At 72.4% G+C, this 18223-nt stretch carries 19 protein-coding genes; 4 read left to right on the top strand and 15 right to left on the bottom strand.

What is annotated here, in order from left to right; all coding sequences use genetic code 11:
• Positions 1-8: 8 nt before the first annotated feature.
• Positions 9-419, bottom strand: coding sequence for a YciI family protein (locus BLR90_RS11285; protein WP_091025319.1), 411 nt, complete (start codon positions 417-419; stop codon positions 9-11).
• Between the two features lie 134 nt (positions 420-553).
• Here BLR90_RS11285 and BLR90_RS11280 point away from each other — a divergent pair, with 134 nt between their 5' ends.
• Positions 554-1594, top strand: a complete 1041-nt coding sequence (locus BLR90_RS11280) for a glycoside hydrolase family 6 protein (protein WP_091025318.1) — start codon at positions 554-556, stop codon at positions 1592-1594.
• A 3-nt stretch (positions 1595-1597) separates the two neighbouring features.
• Here the strand turns inward: BLR90_RS11280 and BLR90_RS11275 are convergent, their stop codons facing one another.
• On the bottom strand, positions 1598-2095 hold the full coding sequence (locus tag BLR90_RS11275; RefSeq protein ID WP_091025317.1) for a DUF427 domain-containing protein: 498 nt from the start codon (positions 2093-2095) through the stop codon (positions 1598-1600).
• Positions 2096-2149: 54 nt separating this feature from the next.
• On the opposite strand from BLR90_RS11275, the gene BLR90_RS11270 reads away from it, so the two are divergent.
• Entirely contained in the window at positions 2150-3421 is a 1272-nt protein-coding gene (locus BLR90_RS11270; RefSeq protein WP_218029450.1) for an MFS transporter, read from the top strand.
• Here the strand turns inward: BLR90_RS11270 and BLR90_RS11265 are convergent.
• Together BLR90_RS11265 and BLR90_RS11260 are read right to left on the bottom strand one after the other, a co-directional pair.
• Positions 3397-3957, bottom strand: a complete 561-nt coding sequence (locus BLR90_RS11265) for a TetR/AcrR family transcriptional regulator (protein WP_091025316.1) — start codon at positions 3955-3957, stop codon at positions 3397-3399. The two genes, BLR90_RS11270 and BLR90_RS11265, sit on opposite strands and share 25 nt — an antisense overlap.
• Complete coding sequence (locus BLR90_RS11260) at positions 3954-5177, bottom strand: cytochrome P450 (RefSeq protein ID WP_091025315.1); 1224 nt, start codon at positions 5175-5177, stop codon at positions 3954-3956. The genes BLR90_RS11265 and BLR90_RS11260 overlap by 4 nt, the downstream gene beginning before the upstream one ends.
• Before the next feature lie 100 nt (positions 5178-5277).
• On the opposite strand from BLR90_RS11260, the gene BLR90_RS11255 reads away from it, so the two are divergent.
• The gene (locus tag BLR90_RS11255; protein WP_143016191.1) at positions 5278-5691 is read left to right on the top strand and encodes a hypothetical protein; all 414 of its coding nucleotides are present in this window, start codon (positions 5278-5280) and stop codon (positions 5689-5691) included.
• Here the strand turns inward: BLR90_RS11255 and BLR90_RS11250 are convergent.
• The 5 genes from BLR90_RS11250 to BLR90_RS11230 all read right to left on the bottom strand — a co-directional run bounded on the left by BLR90_RS11250 (position 5688) and on the right by BLR90_RS11230 (position 10987).
• Entirely contained in the window at positions 5688-7379 is a 1692-nt protein-coding gene (locus BLR90_RS11250) for a DUF429 domain-containing protein (protein WP_091025313.1), read from the bottom strand. The genes BLR90_RS11255 and BLR90_RS11250 overlap by 4 nt on opposite strands.
• Positions 7380-7393: 14 nt before the next feature.
• Positions 7394-8317: a pseudouridine-5'-phosphate glycosidase gene (locus tag BLR90_RS11245; RefSeq protein ID WP_091025312.1), complete on the bottom strand. Its 924-nt coding sequence runs from the start codon at positions 8315-8317 to the stop codon at positions 7394-7396.
• Positions 8317-9192 carry a carbohydrate kinase family protein gene (locus tag BLR90_RS11240; protein ID WP_091025311.1) on the bottom strand — a complete coding sequence of 292 codons (876 nt, stop codon included), beginning with the start codon at positions 9190-9192 and terminating at the stop codon, positions 8317-8319. The genes BLR90_RS11245 and BLR90_RS11240 overlap by 1 nt, the downstream gene beginning before the upstream one ends.
• 21 nt (positions 9193-9213) lie before the next feature.
• On the bottom strand, positions 9214-10557 hold the full coding sequence (locus BLR90_RS11235) for a purple acid phosphatase family protein (RefSeq protein WP_091025310.1): 1344 nt from the start codon (positions 10555-10557) through the stop codon (positions 9214-9216).
• Positions 10558-10621: 64 nt separating this feature from the next.
• Complete coding sequence (locus tag BLR90_RS11230) at positions 10622-10987, bottom strand: iron chaperone (RefSeq protein ID WP_091025309.1); 366 nt, start codon at positions 10985-10987, stop codon at positions 10622-10624.
• 43 nt (positions 10988-11030) lie between these two features.
• Here BLR90_RS11230 and BLR90_RS11225 point away from each other — a divergent pair, with 43 nt between their 5' ends.
• Positions 11031-11435, top strand: a complete 405-nt coding sequence (locus BLR90_RS11225; protein WP_091025308.1) for a limonene-1,2-epoxide hydrolase family protein — start codon at positions 11031-11033, stop codon at positions 11433-11435.
• A gap of 11 nt (positions 11436-11446) precedes the next feature.
• Here BLR90_RS11225 and BLR90_RS11220 read toward each other — a convergent pair whose 3' ends face one another.
• From BLR90_RS11220 to BLR90_RS11195, 6 genes are all read right to left on the bottom strand, one after another.
• Complete coding sequence (locus tag BLR90_RS11220) at positions 11447-12745, bottom strand: cytochrome P450 (RefSeq protein ID WP_091025307.1); 1299 nt, start codon at positions 12743-12745, stop codon at positions 11447-11449.
• Positions 12746-12923: 178 nt separating this feature from the next.
• Complete coding sequence (locus BLR90_RS11215) at positions 12924-13808, bottom strand: aldo/keto reductase (RefSeq protein WP_174812381.1); 885 nt, start codon at positions 13806-13808, stop codon at positions 12924-12926.
• Between the two features lie 43 nt (positions 13809-13851).
• Positions 13852-15801 (bottom strand): alkaline phosphatase D family protein, encoded by a 1950-nt coding sequence (locus tag BLR90_RS11210; RefSeq protein ID WP_143016190.1) that lies wholly within the window; start codon positions 15799-15801, stop codon positions 13852-13854.
• Positions 15802-15851: 50 nt separating this feature from the next.
• Positions 15852-16568: a MerR family transcriptional regulator gene (locus tag BLR90_RS11205; protein ID WP_091025305.1), complete on the bottom strand. Its 717-nt coding sequence runs from the start codon at positions 16566-16568 to the stop codon at positions 15852-15854.
• Between the two features lie 4 nt (positions 16569-16572).
• A complete protein-coding gene (locus tag BLR90_RS11200) occupies positions 16573-17382 on the bottom strand; it encodes an ABC transporter permease (RefSeq protein WP_091025304.1) in 810 nt (269 codons plus the stop codon).
• Positions 17379-17972, bottom strand: coding sequence for an ATP-binding cassette domain-containing protein (locus tag BLR90_RS11195; protein WP_091025303.1), 594 nt, complete (start codon positions 17970-17972; stop codon positions 17379-17381). Before BLR90_RS11195 ends, BLR90_RS11200 begins: the two co-directional genes overlap by 4 nt.
• Positions 17973-18223: the final 251 nt, after the last annotated feature.

Genomic DNA, 18223 nt, shown 5'->3' with positions numbered 1-18223 from the left:
ACCGTCGCTCAGCCGGCGATGTCGGCGGTCGCGGCGGTTCCGGCGCGCTGGGCGGCGTCGTCGGCCTCGCCCTGGAAGGGGCGCACCTCGACCCGGCCGCCGCACGCCTGGGAGCCCTCCTTGGCCCACTCCAGCGCCGCGTCGAGGTCGGGGGCCTCGATCACCCAGAAGCCGCCGAGGTACTCCTTGCTCTCGACGAACGGCCCGTCGGTCACGACCGGGGCGCTCCCGGTGTTGTCGACCGTGGTGGTGGTCTCGACGGGGAGCAGGCCGCCGGCGAAGACCCAGGCGCCCTCGGCCCTGAGATTCTGGTTGAACTGGGCGACGGCCTCGAAGACCGGCTGGTAGTCCTCCATCGTGCGGGTGTCGGCCGCGTCCTCGTCGAGGTTGCCGTTCACGGCCAGCAGGTACTCGGTCATGGTGATCCTCCTTGGTCGGGCTGCCCTCGCGGCTGCCTCACACCCTCGCTACGAAGGGGCTGCGCGTAATACGACAACCTTGGCAGAACTTCCTTTCCCGCATCGCCCTCGCGACCGGGCCCTACCCTGGACCGGTGGCCTCCCCCCTTCCGGTACGCACCGTCCTTCTCGCGCTCGTCGCCGGCCTGCTGACCCTGGGCGGGCCCGTGGCCGGTGCGGGTGCCGGTGCCGGCGCCGGCGGCGGCGGCGGCGGCGGCGGCCGCGCCGACGCGGCGGCCGCAGGCACGACGCACCAACGAGGGGTCGACGTACGGCGCACCCGCGGCCTGTTCGTGGACAACAAGATGCCGGCCGCCCAGCAGGGGCCGGCCTACGCCGCGATCGCGAAGAAGCCGCAGGCCCTGTGGTTCTCCAACGAGTACTACCCCACCAAGAAGGTCCAGGCCGTCGCCCGCGAGTACGTCAGGCGGGCCGCCCTGGCGCGCAAGACGCCGATGCTGGTCGTCTACTCGATCCCGGACCGCGACTGCGGCCAGTACTCCTCCGGCGGGCTGCCCGGCGCGCGCGCCTACAAGACCTGGATCGCGCAGCTGGCGAAGGGCATCAAGGGCAGCAAGTCGATGGTCATCCTCGAGCCCGACGCGATCCCCTTCTACGGCCACAGCGAGTGTGCGAACTCCACCGGTCGGCTCTCCCTGCTCCGCTACGCGACGCGCACCCTGGCGCGGGCCGGCGCCTGGGTCTACCTCGACGCCGGCCACTCGGGCTGGACGCCGTACGACGGGCGGGCGCTGCTGCTCAAGAAGGCCGGCATCGGCTACGCCCGCGGCTTCAGCACCAATGTCTCGAACTTCCGGCGGACGGGCTCCGAGCAGGCCTACGCCGCCCTGTTGCTGCGCCAGCTCCGCAAGCTCAACGTGCGGAGCGTCAAGTACGTCATCGACACCTCCCGCAACGGTGCCGCCGACCCGGTCGCCGGCGACGTCATCAACCCGACGTGGGCCCGGCTCGGCGCGCGGCCCCGGCTGGTGTTCAAGGGCGCCCTGGACGGCACGCTCTGGGTCAAGCACCCCGGTGAGTCCGACGGCCCTGTCAACGGTGGACCGTCGTCGGGCCAGTGGTGCGACTTCCTCGCCGACCGGCTGCAGGGCGACCCCGAGTCCGGTAGCTGCTGAGGCCTACCAGCCGCGCGTGCCCGGCGTCCCCTTGAAGGGTCCGACCACCTTGCTGGTGATCCAGCCGCCGTAGAAGCCACCGGGCTGCGGCTCGACGACCTCGCCGTCGACGGTGCAGCGGTCGACCGCACCGGGCATCACGGCGACGGCGCCTGCGATCGTCTCGAAACCCGTGGTGGGCGCGGGGTAGGTCCAGGCGGCCGAGGGCGCGACGACGCCGGCGGCGACCAGGTCGAAGTACGCCGCCTGCCCCTTCCACTCGCACCACGTGGAGCCGGCCGCGTCCCGCAGCACGCCGGGCTCGAACGCCTCGCGGGGCAGGTAGTAGGTCGGCGGGTGGCTGGTCTCGAGCACCCGCCACGACTGCTGCGTGCGAGCCACGACGACGCCGCCGAGCACGACCTCGACGAGCTCGGTGCTGGTCTCCAGGCGGGGCGGGCGGGGGTAGTCCCAGACCGACTCCTGGCCGGGCTGTGGCGCGATCGGCTGTGGCCTCGTCATGCCACCAGTCAAGCCGGAGGACCAAGGCGACTCCTCGCGACGTAGGTTCTCCGAGTGCAGATCCGGGGGTTGGTGGCCGACACGAGGCCGCTGCGCAACCCGCACTTCCGGCGACTCTGGCTGGCCAACATCATCACCGTGGTCGGTGCCCAGCTCACGGTCGTGGCGGTGCCGGCGCAGATCTACGCCGACACCGGCTCCTCGGCGTACGTCGGGCTGACGGGGCTGTTCGGCCTGGTCCCGCTGGTGGTCTTCGGGCTGTGGGGCGGTGCGCTCGCCGACGTCTTCGACCGGCGCACGATGCTGGTCGTCACGACCGTGGGGCTGATCGGCACGAGCGGGCTGTTCTGGCTGCAGGCCATGCTCGGCAACCACAACGTGTGGCTGCTGCTGGGGCTGTTCTCGGTGCAGCAGGCGTTCTTCGCGGTCAACCAGCCGACCCGCAGCGCGGTGATCCCCAAGCTGGTCAGCACCGAGCTGCTGCCGGCCGCCAACTCCCTGAACATGACCGTCATGCAGGCCGGTGCGATCGCGGGTCCGCTGGTGGCCGGCGCGCTGATCCCGGTGCTCGGCTTCGAGTGGCTCTACCTGATCGACACGTTCACGCTGCTGGCCACGCTGTCGGCCGTGGTCCGGCTCCCGGCCCTGCCGGTCGAGGGCGCCATGCGGGGCACGCCGGGGCTGCGGTCGGTGATCGAGGGGCTGACCTACCTGCGCGGGCACCCGGTGCTGATGATGTCCTTCCTCGTCGACATCATCGCGATGGTCTTCGGTATGCCGCGGGCACTGTTCCCCGAGATCGCGCACGAGAGCTTCCTGGGGCCGGAGGAGGGCGGGCTGGTCTTCGCGGCGCTCTTCGCGGCGATCCCGGCGGGTGCGGTGCTCGGCGGCATCTTCAGCGGCTGGGTGTCCCGGGTCTCGCGCCAGGGCCTGGCCGTGGTCGTGTGCATCCTCGTGTGGGGCGCGGCGATGGCCGGTTTCGGCGTCGCGGTCGCGCTGGCCGACCAGTGGCGTACGACGATGCTCGCGCTCGCCGTCGCGATGCTGGTCGTGGGCGGGGCCGCCGACATGGCCTCGGCGGCGTTCCGGATGAGCATGCTCCAGGCCTCCGCGTCCGACGAGGTCCGTGGTCGCCTCCAGGGGATCTTCATCGTGGTCGTCGCCGGCGGCCCGAGGATCGCCGACGTGGCCCACGGCGCGAGTGCCGTCATGGTCGGCACCGCCGCCGCCGCGGCGGGTGGCGGCGTGCTCGTCGTGGTGCTGACGGTGGCCGCGGCGATCGCCGTCCCGTCGTTCGTGCGCTACCGGGTCACGCGGGTCGCGTAGGCCACCACCGCGGGAGCCACGAACCGCTCCACCATCACCCGCTCCTCGGGGTCGTCGCGCCCGGGGACGGTGAGCAGGGACAGCACGACGCGCACCAGCCAGCGCGCGGCCAGCGGGTCGGGCACCATCGAGAGGCCCAGCGCCTCGATCACCGCCGACGACTGCGCGACCGACGACGAGGTCGCGGCGTCGTCCTGGCGGAACCACGCGGCCAGCGCCGGCGTCTCACGCACCCGTCGTACGGCGCCCAGCACGGCGAGCGTCACCGCCTCGGCCGGGTCGGTGGTGCCGGCGGCGTGGACCTCGGCGGCGACCTGCTGGCCGACCCGGACCGCCTCGCGGTGCACGAACGCCATGTGGAGCTGGCCGCGGTCGGCGAAGTAGCGGTAGAGCGTCGCGCGCGAGCAACCCGCGGCCGCGGCGATCTCGCCCATCCCGACGCCGCCCACGCCACGCTCGACGAAGAGCCCGGCGGCCGCGTCGAGGATCTTCTCGGCGGCGAGCTGGGCCCGCTCGTCGCCGATCCAGCCGGTCATGCGCGCACCCGGAACGGCACCGAGGCGGGCCGCCGCACGTAGGGGCCCGGTGCCCAGGTGACGCCGGCCAGGTCCACCGTGAAGTCCGGGCAGGCCGCCAGCAGCTCCTCGAGCGCCACCCGGGCCTGCATCCGCGCCGCGTTGGCGCCGAGACAGAAATGCGAGCCCTGGCTGAACGTCAGGATCTGCCCCGGGTTCCGCCGTACGTCGAGCTCGTCGGCGTCGGCGCCGTAGCGACGCGGGTCGCGGTTGGCGGCGCCGTACAGGAGCAGTGCCTTGCGGCCGGCCGGGACGGTCACGCCGTGCAGCTCGACGTCGCGGGTGGCGGTGCGGGCCAGGCCCTGGACCGGCGAGGTGAGGCGCAGCAGCTCCTCGACCGCGGGCCCGATCGTCGTGGGGTCCTCCACCAGCGCGGCGCGCTGGTCGGGCCGCTCGTGCAGCAGTTGGACCGCGCCGCCGAGCATCCCGGTCGTGGTGTCGTTGCCTCCGGTGACCATCGTGAACACGTAGGCCAGGATCGAGAGCAGGCCGCGGTCGTTGTCACCGACGCCGGCGGCGACCAGGTGCGAGACGGTGTCGTCGCCGGGCTCGCGGCGGCGCCGTTCGACGAGCTCGGCGAAGTAGCCGAGCATCTCGGCCACCGCGTCCACCCCACCGAGCCCCGCCCCGCCCGCACCGGTCGAGCCCGCCGCGACGATGGCGTCGGTCCAGGCGTCGAAGCGGCCGCGGTCGGCGTCGGGCACGCCGAGGTAGAACGCCACCACCATGCTCGGCAGCGGCTTGAAGAGCTCGGCCACGATGTCGCCCTCGCCGGCAGCGACCAGCCGGGCCAGCCGTTGGCGCACGAACGCGCGCACCGCGGGCTCGACGGTCGCGACCTGCCGGGGCGTGAAGCCGCGCGAGACCAGCCGCCGGAACTCGGTGTGCACGGGCGGGTCCTGCATCACCAGCGGCGGGTTGTCGACCAGCCCGATCCGCTCCAGCTCGCCGTACTCCACCGACAGTCCCTGCGCACTGCTCCACGTCGCCGTGTCGACGGCCGCCGCCATGACGTCGGCGTGCCGCGACAGCACGTAGTAGTCGCGCTCGGGATGTCCCTGCGGGACGACGTGGTGCACCGGGTCGTGGTCGCGCAGGGCGGCATAGGCCGGCCACGGGTCGGCCCAGGTGTCCGGACCGCCGGGCAGGTACACCGGAGCGTGGGACGTGGTCGCAGTCATGTGTCGAGAGTGAGACAAATGGCGAGTTCTGTCAACGCGTCACACTCCGACGGGCGGGCGCGTCAGGAGGATGTACCCATCCACCGGAGAGGACACCGTGATGCTGAGCCAGAGCTCCTACCCCGCCGCCTATGTCGCCGCCAGCCGGGCCACCGTACGCAGCCACCTCGACGCCTACGACGCGCTGCCGCTGTCGGAGGCCGAGCGGACGGCCTTCGAGCCCGGCTACCTGCGCCAGCTGGTGCTCGCGCTCGACACCTACGCGCTGCACCGCAGCCGCGGCGAGGAGGGCAAGGACGGCAACCCGCTCAACGAGGTCCGGCTGCTCTGCGGCTCCATCCGCGACCACGACGGCGTGCTGACCGGCGAGAGGTCGATCAGGTACGCCGCCGACCGCTCCGTGCTCGGCCTGGCCGAGGGCGACCCGATCACGCTCGACGCGGCGGGGTTCCGCAGCCTGGCCGACGCGTTCTTCGACGAGCTGGGGACGCGCTTCCCGGGCGAGCAGACCTAGTCGCGCAGCTTGGCCAGCCGCGCGAGGAGGCCGTCGCGACGGTGCGCGTTGCCGTGCAGGTCGACGTAGCGCTCGGCGAAGGCGGAGAGCAGGGCGTCGTCGAGGCGGCGTACGGCGCCCGGGGGGTAGCGGTAGTCCATCCGCTCGTTGAGGTCGGCCGGCGTCTCGCGCAGCACGTCGCCGAGCTCGACGAGGGAGGTGATGCCGAGCTCGAGCAGCAGCCCGGAGATCCAGGCGTAGTGGTCGGTGCGCGACCAGCCCGCGTCGTCGTACTGCCCGGCGAGGAAGGCCGCGAGCTCGCGCGGGTCGATGCGCGGGTCGTCGACCACACTGTCGTGCCGGACCGCGGGCCCCCCGGAGCCGCTCGAACGGAGTCGCTCGCGGATGGTGGAGAACTCCTGGTCGGCGAGCTCGAGCAGCCCGGCGGCCAGCGTGAAGCGGCGGTCGAGGTCGCGGGCGTGCTCGTCGGGGACGTCGCCCTTGTAGCGGATGTCGTGCTCGAACTCCGCCCACGCGTGCTGGAGCACGGTGCGTACCTGGACGGTCGCCGTCCGGCCGCGCAACGCGGCGTAGTCGCGCTCGCTCTCGCGGGCCGCGTCCAGCTCGATCAGCAGGTGCCGGCTGGCGTAGCCGAAGCGGCCCTCGCTGGCGGTCTCGCGCCCCAGGTCGCGGTCCTCCTTGACGACCACCTGGTCGCTGAGCAGGTCGGCCACCGCGGACACGTCGCTGTGCACGTAGGTGATGACGCGGACGCCGATCTGGTCGGTGATCTCGCGCAGCGGGTCGGTGAAGACCGGGCGCCCGTCGACCGTGCGCGCGGCCTTCTCGGCGAACGACTCGACGGACTTGGTGCGCCCGGTGACGCTCAGGTAGTTGATGCCGGCCTCGTCGAGGATCGCGGTCACCAGCGCCACGAACTGCTGGCCGGCCTCGACCAGCATCGGCCGGTGGGCGGCGTACTCCTGGACCGCGGCGCGTGCGTCAGGCAGCGACGGGGTGACGATGTAGCCGTGCTCGAAGTCGCCGTACGTCGTGGTCCGGTCGGGCCAGCGCTCGCGGAACAGCGCGACGTAGGCGCACACGACGGCGTCGACCTGGTCCTCGACGACGCGCAGCTCGCTCTTGCGGGTCGCGGTCTCGACGGCGACCCGCAGCGTCAGCCACTGGTCATCGGTCTCGACGAGACCCTCGACGTGACCCATCAGCGCGAGCAGCTCGCCGCGCAGGAGCTCGAGGTCGCGGCCCTTCTTGTCCTTGTACTTCAGGGTGCGCGGCAGCCCGAACAGCACCACGGTGGCGGGGTGCGGGTAGACCTCGATCGCGCGCCGCGCCCGCCCGGAGCGGGGGTTCATGTCGAGCCCCAGCAGCTGGCAGACGCGCGCGCCGCGGGTCTCCCCGCCGGCGAACTCCGGCTTGCCGGTGTTGGACGGGTGCGCGCCGGCCTCGAAACGCCGGAAGTCCTTGCTCAGCGCCTGCTCGGCCACTCGCGAGCCGGTGGCGTTAGTGACCACCAGCGGTGCGTCGATCGCGACCAGGCACTCGCTGCTGACGTACGGCGCCAGCACGGCCGCGATCTCGTCGTCGGTGCGCACCGCGGCGATGGCCAGCAACCGCGCGTCGTCGTCGAGGACCGCGACGCCAGTGGGCTGGCGTTCACCCCAGGCGAGGTCGATCCCGACGTAGTGCACGGGGCCACCCTGCCCTAGTTGGCGGGGACCCCACCGGCGAACTCACCCGCGATGGCCGCGCCGAGTCGCGCGTTGTTACGCACGAGGGCGATGTTGGCGACCAGGCTGGCGCCGTCGGTGAGCTCGACGATGCGGCCGAGGAGGTACGGCGTGGCGTCCTTGCCGTGGATGCCGAGCCGGTCGAGGTCGGCCAGCGCCTGGTCGATGATCAGGCCGATCTCGTCGGCCGGGATCTCGTCCTCGGCCGGGATCGGGTTGGCCACGACGATGCCGCCCGCGAGCCCGAGGTCCCACTTGGCGCGCATCATCGCCGCGACGTCGGCGGCCGAGTCGACGCGCATCGGTGCCGCGTGACCGCTGGATCGGGAGAAGAACGACGGGAACTCGTCGGAGCCGAAGCCGACGACCGGGACGCCCAGCGTCTCGAGGGTCTCGAGGGTCAGCCCGATGTCGAGGATGCTCTTCACGCCGGCGCAGACGACCGCGACGTCGGTCTGCCCGAGCTCGGTGAGGTCGGCGGAGACGTCGAAGGAGGTCTGGGCCCCCCGGTGCACGCCGCCCAGCCCGCCGGTGACGAACACCCGGATCCCGGCCAGTGCCGCGAGGCGCATCGTGGAGGCGACGGTGGTCGCGCCGTGGACGCCGCGCGCGACGACGTAGGGCAGGTCGCGGACGCTGACCTTGGTGACGTCGGGGTGGCTCGCGAGCAGCTCGAGGTCGTCGGGCGACAGGCCGATCCGCGGCCGGCCGCCGAGCACGGCGATCGTCGCGGGGACCGCGCCGAGCGAGCGGACGATGCCCTCGACCTCGACCGCCATCTCGACGTTCTGCGGGTAGGGCATGCCGTGGCTGATGATCGTGCTCTCCAGCGCGACCACCGGACGGCCCTCGGCCAGGGCGGTGGCGACCTCGTCGGTCACGGCCAGCATGGGGTGCATCAGAGTCGGCTCCTCACGAGCTCGTCGGTCAGGTCGGGGCGCACGGTCTGGGCAGAGGCCACGGTGAGAGCGGCGGCGGCATGGCCGTACGCCGCCGCCTCGACCGGGGAGGCTCCGCCCAGCAGGGCATGGCAGAACGCCGCGAGCATCGCGTCGCCGGCGCCGGTCACGTCGACGACCTCGCCGCTGATCGTCTCCAGCTGCACCTCGCCGTCCGGCCCGCTGAGCAGCGATCCCGCGGCGCCACGGCGTACCCAGACCAGCTCGACGCCCCGGCGGTGGAGGTCGGCCACGGTGCCCCCGAGCGCGGCCAGCTCACCGGTGTTGGGGGTGATGCACCACAGGGGGCGCTCGCCGAGCAGCGTCTCGACGCGGGCGGCCTTGGGCACGCTGACGGGGTCGATCACCACGCGCACCCCGGCCGCCGCGGCGAGCGCCCAGGCGGCGGCGAGGGTGTCGGCGCGCAGGTTGCCGTCGAGGACCACCAGGTCGGCGCCCCCGATCAGCGCGGGGTCGAGGTGCTCGGGCGCCAGCGTGGCGGTGGCGGCCATGTCGGAGACGCCGACGGCCAGGTCACCGGAGGCGTCGAGCACCGCGAGGTAGGTGCCGGTCGCGCCAGCCACCTGCCGCACGTGCGTGATGTCGACGCCGGCCGCCGCGGTGGCGTCGAGCAGGCCGTCGCCGAAGTGGTCGCTGCCGACGGCGGCCACGAGCACGGTGGGCGTGCCGAGCCGGGCGAGGTTCTCGGCGACGTTGCGGCCCACGCCGCCGGGGCTTGTCGCGATGGTCCCGGGGTTGCTGGTGCCGGGCACGACGACCCCCGTCGTCCTGGCCTTGAGGTCCAGGTTGGCACCGCCGACCACCACCACCGTCATACGGCTGACGCTACCGAGCGGTCAGCGCCTGAGAGTCACCCGGTCGAGCACTGTGCCGTCGGTCGCCCGCGCGACCAGCCGCATCCGCGCCACCCCGTGCCGGTCGCGCGGCGTCACGTCGAGGAACGCGATGGAGTGCTGGGCGGAGGTCACCGACGACCAGGTCGTCGGCTCGGGCACCCGCACCCCGCCCTCGATGGTCACGTAGGACAGCGGCTGCCCACCCACGGGGTAGACGGCCTGGCCGGCCCCGCCGGCCGTGAGATACGTCGTACCGCGGGCGCTGTCGACCACCGCGCCGCGCGGCGCCTCGGCGACCGCCTCCCCGCCACGCACGGGATGGGTGCGTTCGTAGCAGTGGTTGTGGCCGTTGACGACGAGGTCGACCCCGAACCGGTCGAAGATCCCCTCCCAACGGTCGCGGTGCCCGCCGTCGGAGCCGTGGACCAGGTTGGTGCAGTACATGCAGTTGTGGAAGCCGACGACGATGAAGTCGAGGTCGGGCCGCGCACGCATCGCCTCGAGCCGACGCACCAGCCAGCGGTCCTGCGCGGCGCCGAGGTAGTCGGCGTTGCGCGCGATCTCGTACGACGCGTCGTTGCCGTCGAGCGCGACGAAGCCGACGTTGCCGTAGACGAACGAGTAGGTCACCGGGGACCCGTGGACACCGTTGCGCGGGAGGGCGAACCTGTCGAGGTAGCCGGCGTAGCCGAGCTCGCCGTTCCCGGCCTCCATCTCGTGGTTGCCCACGGTGGTCATCCACGGCGCACTCCGGGCGCTCGGCTGGATCTGGCGCAGCCACCGGTCCCACAGCGCGAAGTCCTGGGTCTCGTCGCCACCCGCGCCCGTGCCGCCGCTGGAGTCGGCGTAGCAGAGGTCACCCACCACGAAGGAGAAGTCGGGCTGCTGCTCGCGGATCAGCGCGACGTGCGCCGCCGCGGCGGCGTTGACCCCCATGTCGCCGAACGCCGCGAACCGGAACGCGCGCGGCCGGGCCGGCGCGGTCCGGAAGGTCCCCTCCGCGGGGGCCGAACCCGCGTGGCTGACCCGGTAGCGGTAGGTCGTGTCCGGCTCCAGGTGGGCCAGCCGCGCGTGGTGGTAGACGGTGCGCACGTCCTTGGAGGAGCGTGACTCGACGTCGACCAGCTGGCCCAGGCCACGGTCGGGACCCACCTCGAGCCGGGGGCGACGGACCGATGACGGCGTCGACCAGGAGACCGCCATCTGGTGCCGCGGGTCGGCACCGAAGGCGAGGTGCACGCCTTGCGGGCGGAGCGCGGCGGCCGCGGGGGGCACCCAGAGGATCGGGGAGGCGGCGGCGCCGGCGAGGACGGTACGGCGTGTGGTGCTCGGGAGCGACGGCACGGGCCGAGCCTGGCAGACGGCGGTGAACGCGGCGTGAACCCCGGCGCGCGAGGCGACGTCCGGCTCAGCCGGTGGCCGCGGCCGCGCCCAGGGCGCGCAGGGTCCGGCGGAGCAGCTGCTCGTCCAGCGGCCTGGACAGCGGGAACCTCAGCGTCCCCTTCCCCGACGCGTACGGCGCCAGGTCCAGCACCAGCCCGGCGTCCTCGGCCGGCGCGCTCGGCTCGGGGTAGATCGCCAGGTGCGTCTTCCACCCGCCCACGTGCAGCACCGGCCGTCCGTCGCGCTCGAAGGTCGGCATGTTGTAGGCGATGGTCTCGCCCAGCCCGGGCAGCTCCTCGTGCGCCAGATCCCGCACCCGCTGCACGGCCGCGCCGGAATCGGGCGCCAGCGACCCGACGTACTCGTCGATGGTGGAGAACTTCTGCGCCACGGATCACAGGCTAGCCCTGCTCGGGTCCTGGGTACCGTGCCTCATGACCGAATCCGCACAGGTCGTCCGCGACCTCCTGTCCCTGTTGGCCGACGGCCAGTCCGACGCCGCCATCGCGCTGCTCCACGAGGACGTCGAGTGGCGTAACTCGGGGCTGCCCACGGTCCGCGGCCGGTCCCGCGTGGGCGGCCTGCTGCGCGACATGGAGAAGCGGGGGGTCGGCTTCGAGGCCCGCATGCACCACGTCGCGGCGGACGGGGACATCGTGCTGACCGACCGCACCGACGTGCTGCGCTACGGCCGGTTCGAGACGGAGTTCTGGGTCTGCGGGACGTTCCGGGTGAGCGACGGGCTGGTCGTGCTGTGGGACGACCACTTCAGCGAGGCCAACTTCCTGGGCGCCAGCCTCAAGGGTCTGGCGCTGGCGCTGCTGCCGGGACGCAAGTAGCGCCCGACCCCTCAGACCGGGAGCTCGGCGGTCGTGTCGTCGAAGAGCCGGACCGGGAGCGCCTCGACGCCGTACACAGCGGAGAGCTTGCGGAACTCCAGTCCGTCCACGTCGGTCACGCGCAGGTCGGGGAAGCGCCGGGCCAGGCCGCGCAGGGCGATCCGCAGCTCCATCCGCGCGAGCTCGGCGCCGACACAGCGGTGCAGGCCGTGGCCGAACGCCAGGTGGCGCGTAGGGGCGCGCAGCGGGTCGAACGTGTCGGGGTCGGGCGTGAAGGACGGGTCGCGGTTGGCGCCCAGCAGCGAGATGCCCAGGACGTCGCCGGCCTTGACCTGGTGGCCGGCGATCTCCATGTCGTCGCGGGCGAAACGCACGAACGCCAGCTGTACGACGGTCAGGTGCCGCAGCAGCTCCTCGACGATGCGGTCGACGTCGGCGTCGTCGCCGGTGCGCATGACCGCCATCCCCTCGGGGTGCTGGGCGAGCAGGTAGGTGCCCAGCGCGAGCATGCTCGCGGAGGTCTCGTAGCCACCGAGGAACACCCCGTCGGCGAGGCCACCGAGAGTGACGTCGTCCAGCTCGTCGCCGTGGTCGCGCAGCAGCGCGCCGATCAGTCCCTCACCGGGGTCCAGCCGCTGCTTGGCGACCGAGCTGATCAGGAACTCCCGGGTGTGGGCGGCGGCCCCGAAGACGCCGGCGCCGCCCTGGGAGAGGTCGAAGCGGGCCGCGCCGAGGCTGTGGAAGCGGGCGCGGTCGTCGACGGGCAGGTCGAGGAGCTCGCAGATGACCTCGAACGGGATCGGGAACGCGAACTGGTCGACGAGGTCGACCTCGGGACCGAGCTCGGCCATCGCGTCGAGGCGCGCGTCGACGATCCGCTCGATCGCCGGCTCGAGCCGGGCCAGGCGGTGCTTGGTGAACTCGGGCGTGAGGTAGCGGCGCAGCGCGGTGTGCAGGGGCGGGTCGGTCATCCCGAGCCCACCGATCTGCTCGGAGGGGTCCCGACCCTCCTGTGACACGAACTGCCCCAGGTCGTTGGAGAGCGCGTCACCGCTGGCGAGCAGTGTGCGCGCCTCGTCGTACCCCGAGACCAGCCAGATGCCCTTGCCGAACATCTCGGCGAGCTTCTTCACCGGCGCCTCGGCGCGTACCTGGGCCATCTCCGGCAGGGGGTCGAGCCCGTCGCGCTTGAGCGGCATGGTGATCGAGTCGGGCAGGAACCTCAGCTTGCGCAGGTCGATCCCGTTGCGGGTCGAACGCGCGAGGAGGCGCGTCGCCACCCGGCGCTTGACGTTGCTGAGGATCCCCATGCCGAGCAGTTTTCCAGACCGGAGCCCAGTCCTGGTATCGGGAAGCACCCCGAGTCAGCCCCGGCTCGCCCTACGTCAACCCGCCATCTCCGGAAAGTACGGCACGTTATCGACCTGAAACCGCCCGATTCGCGTCGATAACGTTCCGGACTTTCCCTCGGTCATCCACAGGAGAAGGTCAGTCGGCGTCGAGGCGGGCGAGCTCGTCGGGGGTGAGGTCGAGGTCGGCGGCGGCGGCGGAGTCGGTGACCGACTGGGGACGCTTGGCGCCGGGGATCGGGATCACGACCGGCGACTGCGCCAGCTCCCAGGCCAGCGCGACCTGCTGGGCGCTCACTCCGCGCGCAGCCGCGACCTCGGCGAAGGCCGGGTGCTGCTCGGCCAGCTCCTTGGCGTCCGAGAGCCCGCCGAGCGGGCTCCACGGCAGGAACGCCAGCCCGAGCTCGTCGCAGACGTCGATCTCGGGACGGCTGCTGCGGAACTTCGGCGAGAACTGGTTCTGCACGCTCACCAGCGCGTCACCCAGGACGGCGTGCGCGGCGCGGATCTGCTCGGGGTCGGCGTTGGACAGCCCGATCATCCGCACCTTGCCCGAGTCGTGGATCTCCTTGAGCGTGCCGATCACCTCGTCGTACGGCGTCTTCGACGACGGGCGGTGGTGCTGCCAGAGCGCGATCTGCTCGACCCCGAGACGCTCGAGGCTGGCGTCGACGGCCTCGTGGAGATGGGCGGCAGAGCTGTCGGTGCCCCAGCCCCCACCCTCCGTCCGCACGTGGCCGCCCTTGGTGGCCAGCAGGACCTGGTCGCGGACGCCGAGCTCGTCGAGGAGCCCGGCGATGAGGCGTTCGTTCGCACCCTGGGCGGCCGCGCCCAGCTCGTCGCCGGGACCGTAGGCGTCCGCGGTGTCGAAGAGGGTGACGCCCGCGTCGAGCGCCGCACGCACCGTGGCCGCGAGCTGCTCGCGGGGCTGGGTGCCGGTCTGGTCGAAGGTCATCAGACCGAGGCCGATGGCCCCGACCTCGATGCGTCCGGTGGTCTGGTTTCCGAGGTGGCGTGTCTTCACGTCACCAATCTGCCACCGCACGAAAGCGGAGTCGCACCCGACGTCAGCGGCGCCGGACCCGCGTCACCCGCGCCGCCGGCGCGAGCCTCCCACGGTCAGGCCCGCGCACCGGCTCGGCATCGGCCACCGGCGCCAGGTGCGGGCGCCCGATCATCGACTCGAACTGCGCGAGCAGCCTCGCCTCGTCGGACCGGGTTCGCTGCGGTGTCTGCCAGCACTCGATCACCGCACGGTCGGTGCGAAGGTGCACCAGCGAGTGGCCGTACTCCGCCTTCCAGTTGAAGTAGCGCAGGTTGGGGTTGGCCACCTTTGCCGCCTCCTCCAGTGCCAGCGTCGGTGCCAGCGCGGCCGGGCGGTGCCTGGCGTCGTACGTCGCGGCGTCGGTGAAGGCCGCGCCGCGGCTACCCCCGGTCTCGGCGAAGTAGAGCTCCTCGGCGATCACGTCCTGACCACCGGGACGACCCATCGTCGACCCGACCATCTCGACGCCCACAGCCCCGAGCAGTCCGCCGCCGGTCAGGGGCTCGTAGCTGGGGGCCTGGGAGTCCTCGACGAGGTCGGATCCGAAGAACCCGTGGGAGTCGCCGGACAGGACGACGTTGTCGATGATGCGGTGCTCCCGCAGGAACCGGAACAGCCGGGTGCGCTCCGCCGGGTGCCCACCCCACCCGGTCGTGTAGATCTCCCCTTCGGGGGCATTGAGATCGAGCCCGAACGCCTGCGAGAGCTGCTCGGCGAACGGCAGGTTGAACGCCCGCAGCTGACTCAGGTTCACCTGGTTGACGACCACACGGTGCCGCACCCCACGCTTCTTGCTGGCCAGCAGGGTGCGTTCGAGCCAGGCCCACTGGGCGTCACCCAGCACCTGGGACTCCTGTCCCTCGACCCCGGCGAAGCGGCGTACGTCGATCAGCACCACGTCCGCGGTCCGTCCGAACGGGAGCACCCGGTAGGAGTAGAGCGCGTCGCGCCCTCGGGGGATCGGCAGGTTCCGGTCAGGTCCGGGCGACGGCGGGAAGCGCCCCGAGCCGTCGGGGATCGGCGGACGGATCGGTGTCCACTCGAAGAGCACCGAGCCGGCCTGCTCGGTGGTCAGGGTGACCTGCTCGCCGCGCAGACCTGGGTCGTAGTCGTGCTGGTCGGCCATGATCGCGAACGGCGCCGCGTGATGGGCCCGGATCAGCGCTGGGTCGGCGTAGTAGAGCGCGTAGCGGCGACGGGCCTGCGCCACGGTGCTCCAGTCGGCGTTGTCGATGTCGGTGTCCCAGCCGCGCTGGCCCTTCCAGAAGCGCGACGCGGGGTGCCCACCGGAGTTGTCGTAGACGTGGTCGCCGGCGTGGGTGACCAGGTCGAGGTCACGGCGGTCGCCGATCCGGTCGTAGGAGTTGAAGACGTCGTGCCACCACGAGGTGCAGGCCACGTGCGCCACCGTCAGCGCGCGCACCGGGTCCGTGATGCTCGGTGCGGTACGGGTCCGACCGATCGGTGAGCGCCACCCGAGCGCCTCGAACGCGTAGTAGAGCGTCGTCGCCGAGGGCAGCCGGTCGGCGTCGACCTTGACCGTCCAGTCGCGTCGCGCGTCGGTCACCACCTCCCCACGCCGTACGACGTGGCGCAGGGCCGGGTCGGTGGCGATCCGCCAGCGCACCCGGACCCGCCGGATGCCCTGCGGGTCCGGAACGAGCGTGGCGTCCCACCCTCGGCGGTCCGGGATGGTGATCCGGGTCCACAGCACCACCCGGTGCGCGAGCGGGTCACCGGACATGACGCCGTGACCGAACGGCAGCAGCCGCTCGGCCACGGGGTAGGTCCAGCCGGCCGGGAGTCGCCGGGAGTAGCGACGGGCGTCCTGTGCGTCCGGTCCCGTCCCGGCGGCCGGTTCGACCGCGACGGTGCCGAGAGCGAGCCCGGCCAGGCCGCTGCCGCGCAGCACGGTGCGGCGTCGGAGCCCCCGTCGAGAGGCGTCAGGGGTGGCCGGGTCGTCGGGGTGCACGCAGGTGGAACGCCCGAGCGGCTCCCGTGGTTACGGTGGCGCGTACCTGCTCATGGGCTGTTCATGCCCCCGTCACTTGCCCTGTCCGGCTGACCCACTCGTTCCATCTTGACCAGGCCGCTCCAGCCGCGCTCGAGCATGAGCTCCTGGATCCGGTCGCGGAGCCGGACCAGTCGCGGGCCGGCGGTGAGGACCACGGTGTCGAGGAGGTCGGCGAAGGAGCTGTCCGGCAGCGCGTCGTCCTGCCCGTCGAGCTCGCCCCGGGCCGCGGCCTGTTCGGCCATCTCGACCACCAGGTCGGCGATCTCGGCCAACACGTCCTCGGACTCGTCGTCGCCGGCGATCACCGCGCCGATGGCCGCCAGGAAGCGCCGCATCAGTGGGTCGTCGAGCTGTGCGTCCTTCTGGACCATGAACTCGTCCATCTGCTCCGGCATCTGGGCCGCAATCAGGATCCACGCGTCTCGCTCCATCTCGACCATCACCTCCGGCGCACCCAGCGTCCGCATCCGGTCCAGGTAGGTGGTCACCGACGCCGGGAGCGCGAGGCTGTCACCGGCGGCCAGCAGCTCCTCCACTCGCGCGAGCGGGACGCCCGCCTCGGCGAGGGTCCGGATCCGGATCAGCCGGACGACGGCCGGGGCGGCGTACGTGCGGTAGCCGGAGGCGTCCCGCTCGGGCTCGGGAAGCAGCCCGATCTGGTGGTAGTGCCGGACGGCGCGCGTCGTCACTCCGGAGTACGCCGCCAGCCGGCCGATCGTCAGCACGGTCTCAGCCTGCCCGAACCTGCGCGAACAGGCGACGAGCCCAGGCGTACGACGCACCGGTGACGACGACGCACCACCCGATCGCCCACCAGCCGTCGGCACCCGGCGAGGTTCCGTCGAGGCAGGCCCGCAGGGTGTCGATGATCGGGGTGAACGGCTGGTTCTCCGCGACCCATGCCAGACCGGCCGGCATCGAGTCGGTCGGGACGAAGCCGCTGGAGACGAAGGGCAGCAGCATCAGGAACATCGGCGAGTTGCTGGCGGTCTCGACGCTGCCGGCAGCCAGGCCGAGCGCGAGGCACAGCCAGGTCAGGGCGACGGCGAGCAGCAGGAGCAGCCCGACGGCACCCAGCCAGCCGACGACGCCGGCGCCGGGGCGGTAGCCGAGCAGCACCGCGAACGGCAGCACCACGGCCAGGGCGACGACGGTCTGGATGAGGGCGGCGAGCACGTGCCCCGTGAGGACCGAGGCCTTGGCGATCGGCATCGTCCGGAACCGGTCGATGATCCCCTCGGTCGCGTCCTTCGCGATGTAGATCGCCGTGCTCAGCGACACGGATGCGACGGTCAGGAGCGCCATCGTCGGCGCGATGTAGGCGAGGTAGTCGGCCCGCCCCCCGGCGCCGCCGACGTCGACAGAGCCGCCCGGGAGCCCGGCGCCCATCGTGGCGCCGAAGACGTAGACGAAGAGCACCAGGAAGAGCACCGGCTGCCCGATCAGCATCAGGGTCAGCGACGGGTAGCGCAGCATGTGCCTGAGGTTGCGGCCCAGCATGGTGGCGGAGTCGCGGGCGGCGTACGTCAGGGAGCTCATCGGATCTCCTCCAGCTCGGGGTCGTTCTCGTCGGTCTCGGGGGTGGCGGGATGGCCGGTCAGGGCGAGGAAGACGTCGTCGAGCGTCTCTCCGCCGGCCTGCGACTTGAGCTCGGCGGGAGTCCCCTCCGCGACCAGCCGTCCGCCGTCGAGCCGGCGCTTCATGCCGCCGGAGTACGTCGCCGCACGGCGGTCGGCCGCGTCGGTGAGGCCGAACCGCTCGAGCAGCTCGCGGGCGCGGGCAGCGGCGGCGGCCCGAGGGAGGTGCGCCAGGTCGGCCATCAGCCGGAGGTTCTCGCGGCCGGTCAGCAGCTCGTCGATCGCGGAGAACTGACCCGTGACGCCGATCGACCGTCGTACGCCGTCCGGCTCGCGGCGGACGTCGAAGCCGGCGACCCGGGCCTCACCACCGTCGGCGCTCATGAGGGTCGACAGGATGCGGACCACGGTGGTCTTCCCGGCGCCGTTGGGGCCGAGCAGGGCGTAGACGGTGCCGGTCGGCACGGTCAGGTCGATGCCCCGCAGGACGGTGTTGTCGCCGTACGACTTCGTCATCCCGGCGACCTCGATCGCCGTGCTGTGGTTGCTCATGAGGCCAGCGTGCGACGTTGACGCAGCGTCAAGGTCAAGTCCGCTCCGCGAGCCCAGCAGGTTTCCGGATGTCGACTTGTGGAAAGGAGTGAGGGAACCGAACAGCCCCCACAGGCGCCCTCACCGGCCCCCTCACTGGAGCACCGACATGAGCTTCCAATCCGAACTCGACGAGCTGATCGAAGAGGCCGCGAAGGCCGCCACCGACGCGTTCGTCCACTGGACGATGAAGGACATCTGGGAAGGCGACT

Source organism: Nocardioides szechwanensis (assembly GCF_900103935.1).
GTDB lineage: Bacteria > Actinomycetota > Actinomycetes > Propionibacteriales > Nocardioidaceae > Nocardioides > Nocardioides szechwanensis.
Note: the sequence above shows the minus strand (reverse complement) of the source record. Positions and strands in the feature narration are given on the sequence as shown.

Excerpts from the sequence above, each read along its gene's own strand:
- BLR90_RS11200 (WP_091025304.1), bottom strand. The coding sequence starts at position 17,382 with ATGAGCTCCCTGACGTACGCCGCCCGCGACTCCGCCACCATGCTGGGC.
- BLR90_RS11260 (WP_091025315.1), bottom strand. The coding sequence starts at position 5,177 with ATGACTGCGACCACGTCCCACGCTCCGGTGTACCTGCCCGGCGGTCCG.
- BLR90_RS11220 (WP_091025307.1), bottom strand. The coding sequence starts at position 12,745 with ATGGGGATCCTCAGCAACGTCAAGCGCCGGGTGGCGACGCGCCTCCTC.
- BLR90_RS11245 (WP_091025312.1), bottom strand. The coding sequence starts at position 8,317 with ATGCACCCCATGCTGGCCGTGACCGACGAGGTCGCCACCGCCCTGGCC.
- BLR90_RS11255 (WP_143016191.1), top strand. The coding sequence starts at position 5,278 with ATGCTGAGCCAGAGCTCCTACCCCGCCGCCTATGTCGCCGCCAGCCGG.
- BLR90_RS11265 (WP_091025316.1), bottom strand. The coding sequence starts at position 3,957 with ATGACCGGCTGGATCGGCGACGAGCGGGCCCAGCTCGCCGCCGAGAAG.
- BLR90_RS11285 (WP_091025319.1), bottom strand. The coding sequence starts at position 419 with ATGACCGAGTACCTGCTGGCCGTGAACGGCAACCTCGACGAGGACGCG.
- BLR90_RS11225 (WP_091025308.1), top strand. The coding sequence starts at position 11,031 with ATGACCGAATCCGCACAGGTCGTCCGCGACCTCCTGTCCCTGTTGGCC.
- BLR90_RS11240 (WP_091025311.1), bottom strand. The coding sequence starts at position 9,192 with ATGACGGTGGTGGTGGTCGGCGGTGCCAACCTGGACCTCAAGGCCAGG.
- BLR90_RS11195 (WP_091025303.1), bottom strand. The coding sequence starts at position 17,972 with ATGAGCAACCACAGCACGGCGATCGAGGTCGCCGGGATGACGAAGTCG.
- BLR90_RS11275 (WP_091025317.1), bottom strand. The coding sequence starts at position 2,095 with ATGACGAGGCCACAGCCGATCGCGCCACAGCCCGGCCAGGAGTCGGTC.